Annotated in this window: 12 protein-coding genes; 6 read left to right on the top strand and 6 right to left on the bottom strand. The window is 61.6% G+C overall.

What is annotated here, in order from left to right; genetic code table 11:
* Positions 1-28: 28 nt before the first annotated feature.
* From ACX3VQ_RS05825 to ACX3VQ_RS05840, 4 genes are all read right to left on the bottom strand, one after another.
* The gene (locus tag ACX3VQ_RS05825) at positions 29-592 is read right to left on the bottom strand and encodes a GDYXXLXY domain-containing protein (RefSeq protein ID WP_462579973.1); all 564 of its coding nucleotides are present in this window, start codon (positions 590-592) and stop codon (positions 29-31) included.
* Positions 589-1,728 (bottom strand): DUF2157 domain-containing protein, encoded by a 1,140-nt coding sequence (locus ACX3VQ_RS05830; protein WP_462579974.1) that lies wholly within the window; start codon positions 1,726-1,728, stop codon positions 589-591. The genes ACX3VQ_RS05825 and ACX3VQ_RS05830 overlap by 4 nt, the downstream gene beginning before the upstream one ends.
* Positions 1,729-1,856: 128 nt before the next feature.
* On the bottom strand, positions 1,857-2,900 hold the full coding sequence (locus ACX3VQ_RS05835) for a substrate-binding domain-containing protein (RefSeq protein WP_462571036.1): 1,044 nt from the start codon (positions 2,898-2,900) through the stop codon (positions 1,857-1,859).
* Between the two features lie 92 nt (positions 2,901-2,992).
* Positions 2,993-4,384: an OprO/OprP family phosphate-selective porin gene (locus tag ACX3VQ_RS05840; protein WP_462579975.1), complete on the bottom strand. Its 1,392-nt coding sequence runs from the start codon at positions 4,382-4,384 to the stop codon at positions 2,993-2,995.
* A 300-nt stretch (positions 4,385-4,684) separates the two neighbouring features.
* Here ACX3VQ_RS05840 and ACX3VQ_RS05845 point away from each other — a divergent pair, with 300 nt between their 5' ends.
* Positions 4,685-6,436 (top strand): GGDEF domain-containing protein, encoded by a 1,752-nt coding sequence (locus ACX3VQ_RS05845; protein ID WP_462579977.1) that lies wholly within the window; start codon positions 4,685-4,687, stop codon positions 6,434-6,436.
* 1 nt (position 6,437) lies between these two features.
* On the opposite strand, the gene ACX3VQ_RS05850 is transcribed toward ACX3VQ_RS05845, so the two are convergent.
* Both ACX3VQ_RS05850 and ACX3VQ_RS05855 read right to left on the bottom strand, forming a co-directional pair.
* Positions 6,438-6,845: an acyl-CoA thioesterase gene (locus tag ACX3VQ_RS05850; RefSeq protein ID WP_462579978.1), complete on the bottom strand. Its 408-nt coding sequence runs from the start codon at positions 6,843-6,845 to the stop codon at positions 6,438-6,440.
* The gene (locus tag ACX3VQ_RS05855) at positions 6,842-9,043 is read right to left on the bottom strand and encodes a S9 family peptidase (RefSeq protein WP_462579979.1); all 2,202 of its coding nucleotides are present in this window, start codon (positions 9,041-9,043) and stop codon (positions 6,842-6,844) included. The genes ACX3VQ_RS05850 and ACX3VQ_RS05855 overlap by 4 nt, the downstream gene beginning before the upstream one ends.
* A 128-nt stretch (positions 9,044-9,171) precedes the next feature.
* Between ACX3VQ_RS05855 and ACX3VQ_RS05860 the strand changes: the two genes are divergently transcribed.
* From ACX3VQ_RS05860 to ACX3VQ_RS05880, 5 genes are all read left to right on the top strand, one after another.
* On the top strand, positions 9,172-10,989 hold the full coding sequence (locus ACX3VQ_RS05860) for an aminopeptidase P family protein (protein ID WP_462579980.1): 1,818 nt from the start codon (positions 9,172-9,174) through the stop codon (positions 10,987-10,989).
* A gap of 101 nt (positions 10,990-11,090) precedes the next feature.
* Positions 11,091-11,483 carry a VOC family protein gene (locus ACX3VQ_RS05865; protein WP_462571030.1) on the top strand — a complete coding sequence of 131 codons (393 nt, stop codon included), beginning with the start codon at positions 11,091-11,093 and terminating at the stop codon, positions 11,481-11,483.
* Between the two features lie 207 nt (positions 11,484-11,690).
* A complete protein-coding gene (locus ACX3VQ_RS05870; RefSeq protein WP_462579981.1) occupies positions 11,691-12,401 on the top strand; it encodes an EF-hand domain-containing protein in 711 nt (236 codons plus the stop codon).
* A gap of 52 nt (positions 12,402-12,453) precedes the next feature.
* A complete protein-coding gene (locus ACX3VQ_RS05875) occupies positions 12,454-13,194 on the top strand; it encodes a response regulator (RefSeq protein WP_462579982.1) in 741 nt (246 codons plus the stop codon).
* On the top strand, positions 13,194-14,630 hold the full coding sequence (locus tag ACX3VQ_RS05880; protein WP_462579983.1) for an ATP-binding protein: 1,437 nt from the start codon (positions 13,194-13,196) through the stop codon (positions 14,628-14,630). The genes ACX3VQ_RS05875 and ACX3VQ_RS05880 overlap by 1 nt, the downstream gene beginning before the upstream one ends.
* The last annotated feature ends 12 nt before the right edge of the window (positions 14,631-14,642 follow it).

A 14,642-nucleotide genomic window follows, 5' to 3' on the forward strand; every position in this document is an offset into this window, starting at 1 on the left:
TCACCGCAGCCCGTCACCGCAGCCCACTCTAATTCTCAGGCGTGACTACCACCGGCGGCGGAGGCAGCGCATCGTCTACGCGCTGCGGATCGCGGGCCGCGCGCTCCTCGTCCGTCAACGGGCGGAAGCTGATCTCCCGCGGCGTGATCAGCCCGTCATCGCGCTGGCGGATGCGGACAATGCCGCGCAGGTCGCGATCGGCCAGCTTTTCCTGCAGTTCGCCTGAGCGCGTCTGCGCGATGTACAGTCGGCCGTTCCGCAGCCCTGTGTCTCCATAGATCGAACCGGTGCTGATGCGCGCCGGATGGGCGCAGACGGCAAGATCGTCTACAGGCACGATCCGGTCGATCACGGGCGCTTCGCCCTCGATGCAGAACTGTGTCAGATAGAAATTGTCATCGCGCGTTTCGCCCGGCCATTCGTAGGCGAATTCGACATAGTGCCCGCGCAGCAGGTCGCGCGGATCGTACCCCGCAACCGGCACGTCCCAATCGGTGCCCTGACGGCTCTTGTAATCGCTCCAGCCCCACAGGGCCGCGAGGCCGGCAACCGGCAAGGCAAGCGCTGCGATGTGCCATGGCTTGCCCGTCATTTCGCCTCTCCCGAGGCGGGCGCATAATGCCTGGAAATCCGCAGCGCGGCCCAGGCAATGCCCAGGATCAGCAGCCCGGCGAGGATCAGGCCGAAGCCGCTGGTGAGCAGGTCGCTCGCCAGTTCGAAGCTCAGGACGATCAGCCGCAGCGCCACCACCGCCACCGAGGCCTGGAACACCCCGCGCCACCCCGCGTGCAGCGCCGCTGCCGCGATGCCGAACCACAGCGCCATCAGCAGCAATCCACCCGCCAACTCCTCGCCCGACAGGGGATAGGCGATCAGGCACACGATGCCCGTTCCGGCAATGACCGCCGCGCTCGCCTCGTCCGAAGGATTGCGCCGCACCAGATAGACGAGAGCCGCCGCCGCCAGCGCCAGAACCGTACGCACCGTTTGCGCATCGAGCGCCATCACGTTTTCGTCGAATTTCTCGATCCCTGCCGCAATCGCGACCAGCGATGCGCCGCCTACTGCATAGACAAAGGCAAGCTGCTCGATCCGCTTCCAGAACACTTCCCGCGGGCTGCGTCCCCGCATCCATGCGCCCAGCGGGGCGGCCAGCACCGGCACCGCGGTGACCAGCGCCAGCCAACTGTCGGGAAGCTGCTGATCCGCGCCGAAATATCGATCGTATGCGAAGGCATAATCCCAGCATGCATAGACGAGCACGCCCATGACCAGCACGGCCAGCAGCCAGCTTTGCCCGCGCGAGAGCATGAGCGGTGCAAACAGCACCAGCCAGACGGCGAGCGGTTGCCACAAAGGTGAACCGGTCTGATAGACCTGTCCCAGATGCCCGAAAAAGGCCAGGCCCAGCACGCCAAGCAGGAACAGCGTCACCTCCGCCGCCCAGGGCTGGTCGCGCCCGATCCGCTCGCCGCGCAGCAGGATGAAACCCGCAAGCGCTCCGATCAGCGCCAGGTGGATTGCGAGGCGCACCTGCCCCGGCACGTCTTCCCAATTGGCGGCGATGACCGAGATCACGCCCAGCCCGATCGCCAGTGCGCCGATTCCGAACGCCGCCCACAGCGCCAGCGGGCGCGCATGCTGGGCCTCGTGCGCACGGATACGCTCCGCCGTGGCCGCGTCGATCAGGCCCGCTTCGATCCAGCCGTTGAGCTTGCGCACACCCATCGCGGCGCAAACTAACCTATTGTGGTGGCGTGGCAAGCGATGCTGCGGAAAACTCTCGCCAAAACGCGAAACGCCGCCCCGTCTGCGTGACGGAGCGGCGCTTCTCGATGAAGTAGCGAGTGAGAAACTTACTTCAGCTCGTCAGCCGTCATAACGATGGCTTCTTTCGCAACCTTTTCATACTTGGTGAGTTTGTCCTCGGGCGAAATGATCAATCCGATCTTCGCCAGCCGACCGCCCTGCCCCCATGACTGGGTCCATTCCACCAGGAATTCATTCAGCCCGGGAATTACTCCAAGATGCGCCTTCTTGGTGTAGATGAACATTTCACGGGCGCCCGGATAGGCCCCGCTCACGACATTTTCGTAGGTTGGCGCAACGCCGTTCATCGGCAATCCCTGCACCTTGCCCAGGTTCTCTTCAAGGAAGGAGTAGCCAAACACCCCGACAGCCTTGGAGTTGCCGGTCAGCTTCTGGACAATCAGATTGTCCTGCTCGCCCTGATCGACATAACTGCCATCGGAGCGGACCTCGGTGCAGACCTGATCATACTTGTCTTCGTCGGTTTCCTTGAGCGTCTTCATCGCGGGATCGCTTTGGCATCCCTTTTCGAGAATCAGTTCCTTGAGCGAATCGCGTGTGCCCGAAGTGGACGGCGGGCCGTAAACAAGGATCGGTTCATTCGGCAGCGAAGGATCTACATCCGCCCATGTCTTGGCAGCCTGCGGCTCGCCGTAGGGATTGGCCGCGAGCGCTTCATAAACGATCTTGGGTGACAGGTTCATGGTGAGCCCGCCCGCTTTCGAGGCAAACACCAGCCCGTCGAGCCCGATCTGCATTTCGATGATTTCGGTTACGCCGTTCTTCTGGCAAGTCTCGAATTCGGAAAGTTTCATCCGGCGCGATGCATTGGTCACATCAGGCGTGCTGGCGCCAATGCCCGAACAGAACAGTTTCATGCCGCCGCCGGTGCCGGTCGATTCGATCAGCGGCGACTTCAAATTCGGATTGGTGTTCTGGAAGCTCTCCGCCACCGCCTTGGCGAAGGGGAATACGGTCGAAGAGCCGACGGCACGGATTGAATCGCGTGTGCCCGAATTGCCGCTTTCACCGCAGGCAGCAAGCGCAAGGGTTGAAAGGGCGATCAGGCAGGTGGTCTTGAAGTGACGCATGGAATTATCCTTGATTTGCTCCCGGTTGGATTAGACGCCCGACTAGGCGTCAACCGTGACAAGAGTGTGACAATAATTTGAGGTGGTGCCGGTCAGAAATCGACCTGCGCACGCACACCCACAACATCGACACCATAAGCGGTGTCACCGCCCGCCGCCGGATGGACTGCGCGCGAATAATCGAGCCTGCCATAATTGGCGAGCAGCATGGTGTAATCGGTCGGCTTCCACACCAGCGAGAGGAAAAAGCCGTCCTGCGTACCGCCAAGGATGCCGGCATCGCTGAGGTCAAGGCGATCATAACGCAAATTGAGCTGCACTGATCCCATGCCGCCTTCGCCAACAGGATTGGCGGGCTTGGTACGGTCAAACTTGCCGCCCTTGTAACCGCGCGTATCGCCCTTGGTCAGGAAGTAGCCGACTTCGGCATAGCCACCGAAGAAGGTCGGATCGGCCATCCCGGTGGGCATGTTGACGTTCTGCCAGAAGCCTTCTGCCGCCGCGTGGAACGGGCCAGAGATAACCGCACCTTCGAGCCCGAGGCCGAATTCACTGCCTCCACCGAGGTTGCCGGTATTTATAAAACGTTCCGAGGTGAAGTGGACCAGTGGACGCTGGCGATAGCGGACCGTCTCGCCCGCCTCGAGATCGGTGTAATGCAGCGAACCGCCGAAATGGAGCTGCGCATTGCCAAGCCGGGGCATGAACACCACGCGGCCGTCTGCGCCCCATTTCTTGTTGGAGAGGTCTTCCATATTGTCGGTGAACAGGCCGCCCTGGACCAGCACGTCCTTGCCGCCAAATTCAGCCGCCGCACCGACACGGCGCTCAAAGCCAAAGGCATCTGTGAAGGCGGCGCGTTCGATGAAACTGGTGTGCAGCGAGCTGGTCAGTTCTTCCAGCGACTGGAAATTGTTGAACTGGCCGACGCTGATCTCGGCTCCGCCAGCGTCATAGGAAATGAGAGCGTCGGTCACAGCGACAGAATTTCCGGCGAAGTCGACTTCGAACTTGTAGCCAAGGCCGCCCGGCATATCGCCCGAAACGCCCAGCCGCGCGCGGCGTGCTTCGCTGCCGAAGCCATCGCTGCGGCCGGTCGTGGAAGGTACCGAGGTAAAGCCTGCATCATACTGAAGGCGACCGCGCGGCTTGAAGCTCCAGCCGCCCTCGCCCTTGATCTCTGGTGCGCCCTTGAAGGCGATCCTGACTCCATCATCGGCTTTCTCTGCCTTTGCAACGGCGGTTGCCGCGGCTTCATTCGCAGCGCTCGCTTCAGCGCTGGCCGCGTCAGACTTGGCCTCTGCCTGGGCAAGCTCGGCCTCGAGCGTGTCGATGCGCTGCGCCATCGCGGCCATGGCCGCGCGCATTTCAGCCAGTTCGGCGCGCAGTTGCGGGTCATCCGGCTGCGCCAGCGCGGGTGTAGAAAGGCCAAGGCCAAGGCCAAGCGCGAGAAGGGGGGCCGTGTGCTTCACAATGTTACTCATTGGTTTCCGTTTGGTTGAGGTTTGATGGCGTGATTACGGCGCTGATGCGACAGTTTGATGACATTTTCCGTCCACAGCGGCGGAGCCGAAAGATCCATATAATATGCTGAATATAAGCATGAAAATATGCCTGCATGCACAGCTGTGCTGAGTCCTTGACGGAAGAAAAAGGCCGCTATCTTGTGGGCCGCGCCGAGCTGGCTTTGATTGAGAATAGTGGTTAATACTTAGGGTTAATACCTAGGAAAGTCTTCGGTAGATTTAACCGTCCATCAATCGCTTCCTGCCATAGGCCGGTTGATGGGAAGGGTGATTTACATCGCAGCGGCGCTGCTGGCTGCCCTGGCTGCACTTGCAGCCCTGCTGCTCATTGCGCCGGGCAACGCCCAAACGGAAGGCGCGGCCATCAAGCCTGCCTGTCATGCCAATTCAGATCTCGCGCGCAATTTTGCGGACATGGCTGCTCGTGATGCGGGGTGGAATTGCAGCAACAGCAACTGGCAGGCAAACCAGCCTGTTTCATGGCTGCGCTTCGATGCAACCGGGTGGCGGGCAGACCAACTGCCGCAGAACTTTTTCACACGGATATCGCGCCATAAAAGCATTGCCATCGCGGCGATAGATACTGACGGGACAATTCGCGAAAAGCACTGGAACGAAGCAGATGGTCGAGCGCTGGCCAATGGGCCGGTGTTCGAACTCGCCCTGCCCGAAATCAGGCCCGATACTCGACATATCCTGGTGCGGATCGAACTGCCGCATAGCCTTCCGCTGCTGACCAAAGCGCGGCTCACCGCAACTGCCGGGCAGAGCCATTGGTCGCAGCGAGATGTCATAATCCTGGCAATCTTGTGCGGGATGCTGATCCTGCCGTTATTCTTCGACGTCAATTTCTACATCGTCCTGCGCGAGAAATTTGTGCTGGTGCACGCGGCCATGGTCGTTGCCATGATCAACTACGTGCTGTTTGCAGGCGGGCTGATTTCTGCCTTTGTGCAACTGCCAGTGGCGGTGATTTCGGTTGCTGGAATCTTTGCCTGGATTTTGGGCGTGTGCTGCTCGATCCTATTTCTCCTCACCTATCTGGAAAAGAGCGCGCAATCGCCGCTTATGCACTTTTTGAGCAAGGCGTTCGTAATATGGACGCTGCTGGTGCCCGGGTTTTTCGCCTTGCAGCTCCACTCAACCCAGGCATTCGACGATCAGGGGTATTTCTACAGCATCACAGCCACGCTCGTCTTTATCGCAATCGCGCTCGCCGAAGCGCTCTTGCGTGGCAGCAGGGGTGCGCGTTTCGTCACGCTGGCCTGGTTGCCGATCATGGTCGCATCAATCGAAAGGCTGATGCGCGGGTTGGGCAGCCATGTCGGGTCGCCCTCGCTCGAACTGCTGCTTTTCATTGCCATCGGGTTCGAGGTGATCGTCATCTCCCTGGCAGTGGCTGAGCGTTTCTTTGTGATCAAACGCGAGCGGGACATTGCCCTGTCGCGGGCAGACGCGTTGGGCGAACTGACCGAGCGCGATCCGCTCACCGGCCTGCTCAACCGGCGCGCCATCGATGCGCGGTTCGCCGATCTGCATGCTGCCGGTTATGATACCTTCGCGCTGATCGATCTCGACCATTTCAAGCGGGTCAATGATACCGCCGGCCACAGCACGGGTGACAGGGTGCTGCAGATCGTTGCCGAAGTCCTTAACGATGACAAAGCGAGTATCGCGATCCGCATGGGAGGCGAGGAGTTTCTGCTGCTAATGCGTGGAGACGATGCCGAGCTACGGCTGGAGCAATTGCGCAAGCAGATCCCCATCAGAGTGGCCCATGCCGTGCCCCAGCTTGAAGGACTCGTGACTGCCAGTGTGGGCATGATCGTTGCGCCCCGCCGCGCCTTACCCAAGGCTGAATTCTCGTTGCTATACAACCATGCCGACCGGCTGCTCTATGACGCGAAATCGCGCGGGCGAAACCGGATCGCGTGCGAGAAGTTGCGCGGGTTCGAACGCCGGACAGGCGATCGCCGCAGGGCGCAGCAGAGAAAGGCAACGGCGGCCTGATTCAGTCCGTGTTCGGCCCTATGAACGGCGCGATCACTTCAGGTCGCACGCGCACCAGGCGCTGTGTTTCCCGATCGAGCATTGCCCAGTTTGTCCGCGCTGAAATGATCACCTTGCCCGCTGCGCCGTAGAAATCGACCCGCCGGATCGAGGTCGCCCCCTGCGCCGCCCCGTCAATCCAGGTTTCGCCGGTCACGCTTTCGCCTTCCGCGATATTGCCGCGATAGTCGATCTCGTGCCGCACCACGACCCAGAAGAAGGCGGCGCGATCCTGAGGGCGCGCCACTGCGTCCCAATGCGCGGTGGCAATATCCTGCACCCAGCTGACCCACACCGCATTGTTGACATGCCCCAGCTCGTCGATGTGCTGGGGCTCAGCGGTGAAGGTGCGGGTGAAGCGCGCGGTCAATCCTTGTCCGCTTTCCCGGCCAGCCCCATCTGCCACAGGATGAAGGCGTATTCCTCTGCCACTTCGTAAAGCGAATTCCAGCGGCCTGACTTGCCGCCATGCCCTGCGCCCATATTGGTCTTGAGCAGCAGCTCGTTGCTGTCGGTCTTCACATCACGCAGCTTGGCGACCCATTTGGCCGGTTCCCAATAGGTCACGCGCGGATCGTTGAGCCCGGCGGTCACCAGCAGCGGCGGATAGTCCTTCGCCACCACCTGATCGTAAGGCGAATAGCTGAGCATATAGGCGAAGGCTTCCTTGTCGGTAATGGGGTTGCCCCATTCCTGCCATTCGCCCGGCGTTAGCGGCAGGCTTTCATCAAGCATCGTATTGACCACATCGACGAAGGGCACATGCGCCACCACCGCCCCGAACAGTTGGGGCGCCTGGTTGATCACCGCCCCCATCAGCTCGCCGCCAGCCGAGCCACCGCTGGCCGTGATCTTGCCCTTTTCGGTGTAGCCTTTCTCGACCAGGCCTTTCGCCACGTCGACAAAGTCATTGAAGGTGTTGCGCCGCTCGAGCATCTTGCCCTGCAGGTACCAGCGACGGCCGAGATCATCGCCGCCACGGATATGCGCGATGGCATAGGCGAAACCGCGGTCGATCAGGCTTAGGCGGCTGGTCGAAAAGCCCGGCGGCACGGCATAGCCATAAGCGCCATAAGCATAAAGGTGCAGCGGGCCGGCGCCCCCATCCTTATCCGGCGCGCGATCCTTGCGCATTACCACACTGACCGGAACCATGGTGCCATCGCGCGCTTCGATTTCGAAACGCGCGGTAGTGTAAAGCGAGGGATCATAGCCGCTGGGAATTTCCTGCTGTTTAAGCAGTTCAAGCTGTCCCGATCCGATATCGTAATCATAGACCGAAGCTGGCGTGACCATACTCTGGTAGGACAGCCGCAGCTTCCTCACGTCATATTCCGGGTTGTTCGACAGGCCGGTGCTGTAGCTGGCTTCGGGGAAAGCAATCGGCGTCAGTTTCGATGGATCTGCATAGGAACGGATCTGGATCTGATCGAGGCCATTCAGGCGCCCTTCGGTGACATAGAAGCCCTTGAACAGCTCGAATCCGGTCAGGTAGAACTCGTCGGACCCGGCGATCGCCGTTTGCCATTCGCCCGGCTTGTCGAGCGAGGCCTTGGCGAGGCGGAAATTGATGTGATCGTCATTGGTGTGGACATAGAGAACACCGTCGCGCACATCGACCGCGTATTCGACGCCCTTGCTGCGGGGTTTGACCAGAATCGGCTCGGCAGTGGGATTGGCGGCTGGCACCAGCCGCACTTCGCTCGTCTCATTGTCGCCGGTGGCGATGATCAGCCAGTCTTCCTGCGCCGACAGGCCGGTGCCCACGCCGAAGCTCTCGTCATCTTCCTTGTAGAGCGTGACGTCTGCATCAACCGGTGTGCCGATCACGTGCAGCTTTGCCTCAAGCGTGCGCCATTCCTCGGTCGACGGGCCGTAAACCAGCGCGGTATCATTTGCGACCCAGGTCAGGCCCCCGCGCAAATTGGTCAGCTCATCGGGCAGCAATTCGCCGGTTTCGAGATCCTTGATCCGCGCGGTGTAACGTTCCGAACCATTGGTGTCGGTCGAATAGGCGAGAAAGCGCCCGTTCTTGCTGACCGAGGCTGCTCCGAGGCGAAAATATTCATGCCCTTCCGCCAACTGGTTCTCATCGAGCATCAGTTCGCTTGCACCATCCACAGCGCTTGTGACTGGACGGCGATAGTGCTTGCGATATTGCGCGCCTTCCTCGAATTCGGACCAGTAGACCCAGTCGCCATCCTTTTGCGGCACGGTGCTGTCGTCTTCCTTGATCCGCGCCTTCATCTCTTCGAACAATGTGTCCGTCAGCGCCTGTTGCGGCGCCATGCGCGTTTCGAACCAGGCATTCTCGGCCTTGACGTAATCGAGCACGTCCTCGTCATCGACCGTGGGATAGGATTGATCTTTCAGCCAGTGATACGGGTCGCTGATCGTGATGCCGTGATGAGTGTAATTGTGCTCGCGCTTCTCGGCAATGGGCGGAGCGGCCGGAGCCTTGGCTGTCACTGGTGCATTATCCTTGTCTGTGGCGGCGCTGGCTGCAGCAAGCGGCACAATGGCCATGCAGGCTGCGATCGCGCTCGATGCGATGCGAGAAAACGTCATGAGAACGGGCATCCTTCCTTGCGACCCGGTGCGGCTGGAAACATGCGCACCGGAAGACTATGACGGGTATATTTAGAGGATGGCGTGTGTGCCGCAAGCACTAAGCGCCACAAATCAGGATCAGCCAAATGCTCATGCAAACCCACGAAGCCCGCCTGAACGCCTTGCGCAAAGAATTGAAGCGCCGCGAGCTGGACGGCTTCATAGTGCCCATATCCGACGAACACATGAGCGAATATGTCGGCGACTATGCCCAGCGGCTCAATTGGCTGACCGGCTTTGGCGGCAGCGCCGGCAGCGCTGTTGTATTGCAGGATTCGGCCGCGATCTTCGTCGACGGGCGTTACACGGTGCAGGTGCGCGATCAGGTAGATGAAAAACTGTTCGAATACCGCTCCGTACCCAAGGACACGATCGGCGGATGGATCGCCCAGCACGCCGCGAATGGCGCGCGGATCGGCTATGATCCCTGGCTCCACAGCCGCAAATGGGTGGACGCGGTGCGCCTGGCCGCGGCCAGGAACAACGTCGAACTGGTCGCGCTTGAAAGCAATCCGATCGACGCGGTATGGCAAGACCAGCCCGAACCGTCAGGCGCCGCCGCACTGATCCAGGATGACCGGCACGCCGGACGCTCATCATCCGAAAAACGGGCCGAAATTGCCGATTGGCTCAAGGCCGAAGGGCACGATGCGGTGGTCATATCGGCGCTCGATTCGGTTGCCTGGCTGCTCAATATCCGCGGCGCTGACATTTCGCACACACCGGTGGCGCTGAGCTATGTCATCGCACATGCCGACGGCACGGCGGAACTGTTCATTGCGCCTGAAAAACTCACGCCCGCGCTCGTCCAGCATCTCGGCAATGCCGTGACTCTGCGTGATCGCGGCGCATTTGCCGATGCGCTTGGATCAATGGCGGGCAAGCGCGTGGCGGTAGATCCCGAGTATGGCGTGGCGGCGATTGCCCAACTGCTGGAGGCTGGCGAAGCAAAGGTCAGCTTTGAGCGCGACCCCACGATCCTGCCACGCGCGATCAAGAACCCGGTCGAGCAGCAGGGGCACCGCGATGCGCAGGCCCGCGACGGCGTGGCGGTTGCGCGTTTCCTGCGCTGGCTTGAGGAAAACGCCCCCTCGGGCGAGATCGATGAACTGGGCGCCGCAGCCAAGCTCAAGCAGCTGCGCGAAGAGCTTGGCAACCTCAAGGATCTCTCGTTTGACACCATTTCGGCGGCTGCCGGTCATGCCGCGCTGCCGCATTACAAAGTGGACGAAAACAGCAATATCCCGATCCCGCCGGGCTCGATCTATCTGGTCGATTCGGGCGGGCAATATCCCGCCGGCACAACCGACATCACCCGCACCGTATGGATCGGGACGCCAGATGGATTGGGCGAACCGACCGCAGAGATGAAGGATCGCTTCACCCGCGTGCTCAAGGGCCATATCGCGCTTGACCGGGCGGTATTCCCGCAAGGTACCGTGGGCGGTCAGCTGGATGCCTTTGCCCGCCAGTATCTGTGGCAGGCAGGCGTCGACTATGCACATGGCACCGGGCACGGTGTGGGCAGCTTCCTCTCGGTCCATGAGGGTCCGCAGCGTATTGCCAAGCTGGGCGGCGGACAGGCAGGCGCTGACCAGGAACTGTTTGCCGGGATGATCCTTTCGAACGAGCCCGGCTATTACAAGCAGGGCCATTTCGGCATCAGGATCGAGAACCTTGTGCTGACCGTGCAGCGCAAGCTCGACGGGGCGGAGGGGGATTACCTCGGCTTTGAAACGCTTACCTTCGTACCGATCGACCGCACTCTGGTGCAAAAGGCTCTGCTAACGCCTGACGAAATCGCCTGGTGGAACGAGTATCACGCCAAGGTTCATGGCATTCTCGCCCCTCAGATGGAGGGTGACGATCTGGCATGGCTTGAGCGCCACTGCGCCCCGCTGTGAGCCGACATTACCATGCAATTGCGCTTGCGGGATCAGCTTTGTTCACTTAATGTTCCACTTGCACGAGTCGCAATTGGGGCGACTCCATCAGGAGAGCAAGCATGATCGGATATGTGACACTTGGCACGAATGACCTGGCGCGCGCGGCAAAATTCTATGACGCGATAGCCGAGGAGATGGGCGTCGGGCGAATGATGGATTTTGACACCTTCATTGCATGGGGAACGTGGGATGGCGGCGCTGGAATCGCCGCGACCAAGCCGTTTGACGGCAAAGAGGCCACAGTGGGCAATGGTACGATGGTGGCGATCGGGGCGGCCGACAAGGCGCAAGTCCACCGGCTCTACGATATCGCGATGGCGCATGGCGGCAGTGACGAGGGCGCACCCGGGCCGCGCGGCGAGCCCGACCAGAACGGCAAGGTGTTCTACGCCGGCTATTTCCGCGATCCTGACGGTAACAAGCTCAACGCATTCTGCATGGCGGATGCGTGACTTCTACGTTGCGCGCGGATGAATGCCGCGCATAGCGCGATACATTGCGCGACAATTTCCTGCAAAACCGGCATAATCCTGCGACGTGGCGGGGTTAGAACAACAGGACGAGCTGCGAAGGATCTGGCGAACGAATTTCGGCCTGTCCCCCTGATGGCCGGGCCAACCTTCGCGGCTCCCCCGAAAAGATTGCAGGAGAATTGAATCATGCACAAACTGACACTCACCCTATCCGCAGCCGCCCTGGCACTCGGCGCTGCGTCCATCGCCTATGCCGCGCATCACGGCGGCAAGCATGATGGAGCAGATGCCAATGGCGACGGCATTGTGACGCTGGCTGAAACCAAGGCGCACTCCGCCGCCATGTTCGCCAGAATGGATGCCAACGGCGACGGCGTGATCAATGCCGAAGACCGCGCGGCACATCATGCCGAGCGCTTCGCCGAACCCGATGCCAATTCTGACGGTGAAGTCTCGCAGGAAGAAATGCAGACAGCACGCGAAGCGCGCAAAGAGAGGATGCAGGAACGCGGCGCCGATCGGCACGCCGCGATGTTCGCCCGCGCAGATGCCGATGGCAATGGCACTCTGTCCGAAGCAGAAATGCGCGCGGCCCACGAGGCGCGGCAGTCCATGCGGCATGGCCGGATGGGCGAACACGGGGGCGAACGCGGGGGCAAGGGCGATCACGACGGCAAGATGATGCTCGGCCATGGCCGCGGCGGCGGCATGGCGATGCTTCGCCAGGCTGACACCGATGGTGACAAATCCGTGACTCGCGCCGAATTCGATGCAGCCGTCGAAGCGCGCTTCAAACAGGCAGATAGCGATGGCTCTGGCACGATTACCGCCGAAGAGCGCGCTGCCGCTCACACCGCAATGAAGGAGCGCATGCAGCAGCGCCGTGATGGCAAATAGGGTGTATGCCCCCGGTTGAGCGACAGGCAAAGCTGCGGCAAGGTGATCTGGCATGACGCTTGACGCACCCACGCAGTTACTGCTGGTCGATGACGAACCGACCCTGCGCGAACCCCTGGCCGAGTACCTAACCGGTCAGGGGTTCAGCGTGCGTCAGGCGGAAAGCGCCGCGCTGGCACGCAGTGAATTGCGCGTTCAGCGGCCTGACCTTGTTTTGCTCGATATCATGATGCCGGGCGAGGATGGACTTTCGCTGACCCGCCATCTGGTCGAAACTCAACGCGTTCCCGTGATCCTGCTGACCGCACGCGGTGAAGCAATGGATCGGATACTGGGGCTGGAAATGGGCGCGGACGACTACATCGTGAAACCATTCGAACCGCGCGAACTCGTAGCACGGATCCGCTCCGTGCTTCGCCGCGCGGCGCAGCCACCTACCAGCGATCCGGCAAACGGCGATCGGCACTACAGTTTCGAAGGTTGGCGGCTTGATCCCCTGAAGCGCCGCCTGACTGATCCCGAGGGCACTTTGGTGCCGATATCGACCGCCGAATTCCGTATGCTACGCGCTTTCCTCGACCATCCGCGCGAAGTGCTCGATCGCGACCGCCTGCTCGATATGGTTCAGGGCCGTGAAGCGCATCTGTTCGATCGCGCGGTCGACAACCAGATCAGCCGCCTGCGCCGCAAGATCGAATCCGACAGCCGCGATCCGCAGCTGATCCTCACCGTTCGCGGCGGAGGTTACCGCCTGGCGGCGGATGTCACACGCCCGGCTCCGGACGCAAGGTAATGGCGCGCCTCCTTCCCCGGAGCCTGCAGGGCCAGGTCATGCTGGTGCTTGCGGTCGGACTGCTGGTGGGCCAGGCGATCTCGGGCATATTGCTCTATCGCGCCGCCGAACAGCGCCGTGACGCAAATGCAGTCAACCAGATCGCCTTGCACCTCCTCACCGCCGAGGAACGCGCCGCCCAGCGCCGCGCCATGCGCGAAGCCGTTCGTGAAGCGCGCGAGCGGCCTGTAATGCCGCACGAGGAGGATCACATCGGGCCGATGCGCCGGATGATGCGGTTGGAACGATCGGGCATCGAACAAAGCGACACCCCGCCAATGCTACCCGGCGAAGTGCGGATGCCGCGCTTCGAATCCGCGCTTGGCGAGATACTGGCCGAGCAGGGGATGTCGCCGCGCAGCATCCAGATCGTGGCGCGGCGGGGCAATGATGACCCGTTGATCGCCGCGAGCCCCCGCCTGAAGCGGCGGTTGGGCGATCTCGACTGGCGCAACAAGAAGGTGCTGGTTGCGGGGATCGAGCGCGCCGACGGGAACGGATGGACGATCGTCCGCCATCCGCTGCCTGACCGCCCGAAGGGCGCGGCAAGGACAATCCTGTTCCAGACGCTGGTCATCTTTGCGGTGCTGTTCGTGCCCCTGTTCCTGGTTCTGCGGCGCATGACCCGCCCTCTGGCCCAATTGACCGCGCGAGTTGGCGATTTCTCGCTTCGGCCGGAAAATGCGGTCCGCCTGGAAGAACGCGGCCCCCAGGACATGCGCCGCCTGATCGCTGCGCACAACGCAATGGAAGCGCGCATCGCCGCCATGCTCGACGAGAAGGACGTTATGCTGGGCGCGATCGGGCACGATCTCAAGACACCGCTCGCCGCGCTGCGGGTGCGGATCGAAAGCGTTCCGGATGGAACGCAGCGTGCCCGCATGGCCGAAAGCATCGAGGATATCACCCGCACGCTGGACGATATCCTTGAACTGGCGCGGATCGGCCGGCCTGGTGAAGCGGTAGAGGTAACCGATCTCGGCGCGCTGGTCGCTTCGGTGGTGGAGGAATACGAAGATCTCGAAAAACCGGTCGAAGCGGGCGACTTACCTCGAATTGCACTGCCGCTTCGCTCGACATTGCTACGCCGCGCAATCCGCAACCTTGTCGACAACGCGCTGCGCTACGGCAAGCGTGCCCGGGTTTCAGTGGTGCAACAGCAAGGCTGGGCAGTGATCCGCATCGTAGACGAAGGCCCGGGCATCCCGGCGGAGCAGATTGCTGTCATGCTCGAACCTTTCCAGCGCGGCGAGGCAAGCCGCAACCGCGGCACTGGCGGTGCGGGCCTGGGCCTGACGCTCGCCCGCGCGATCGCCCTTCAGCATCGCGGCGAGCTGGAGCTCGCCAATCGCCCGGAAGGCGGCCTTCGCGCGGATATCCGCTTGCCAACAGGCTGACAGGCGCTCAAC

Source organism: Altererythrobacter chaiwopuensis, from assembly GCF_054957735.1.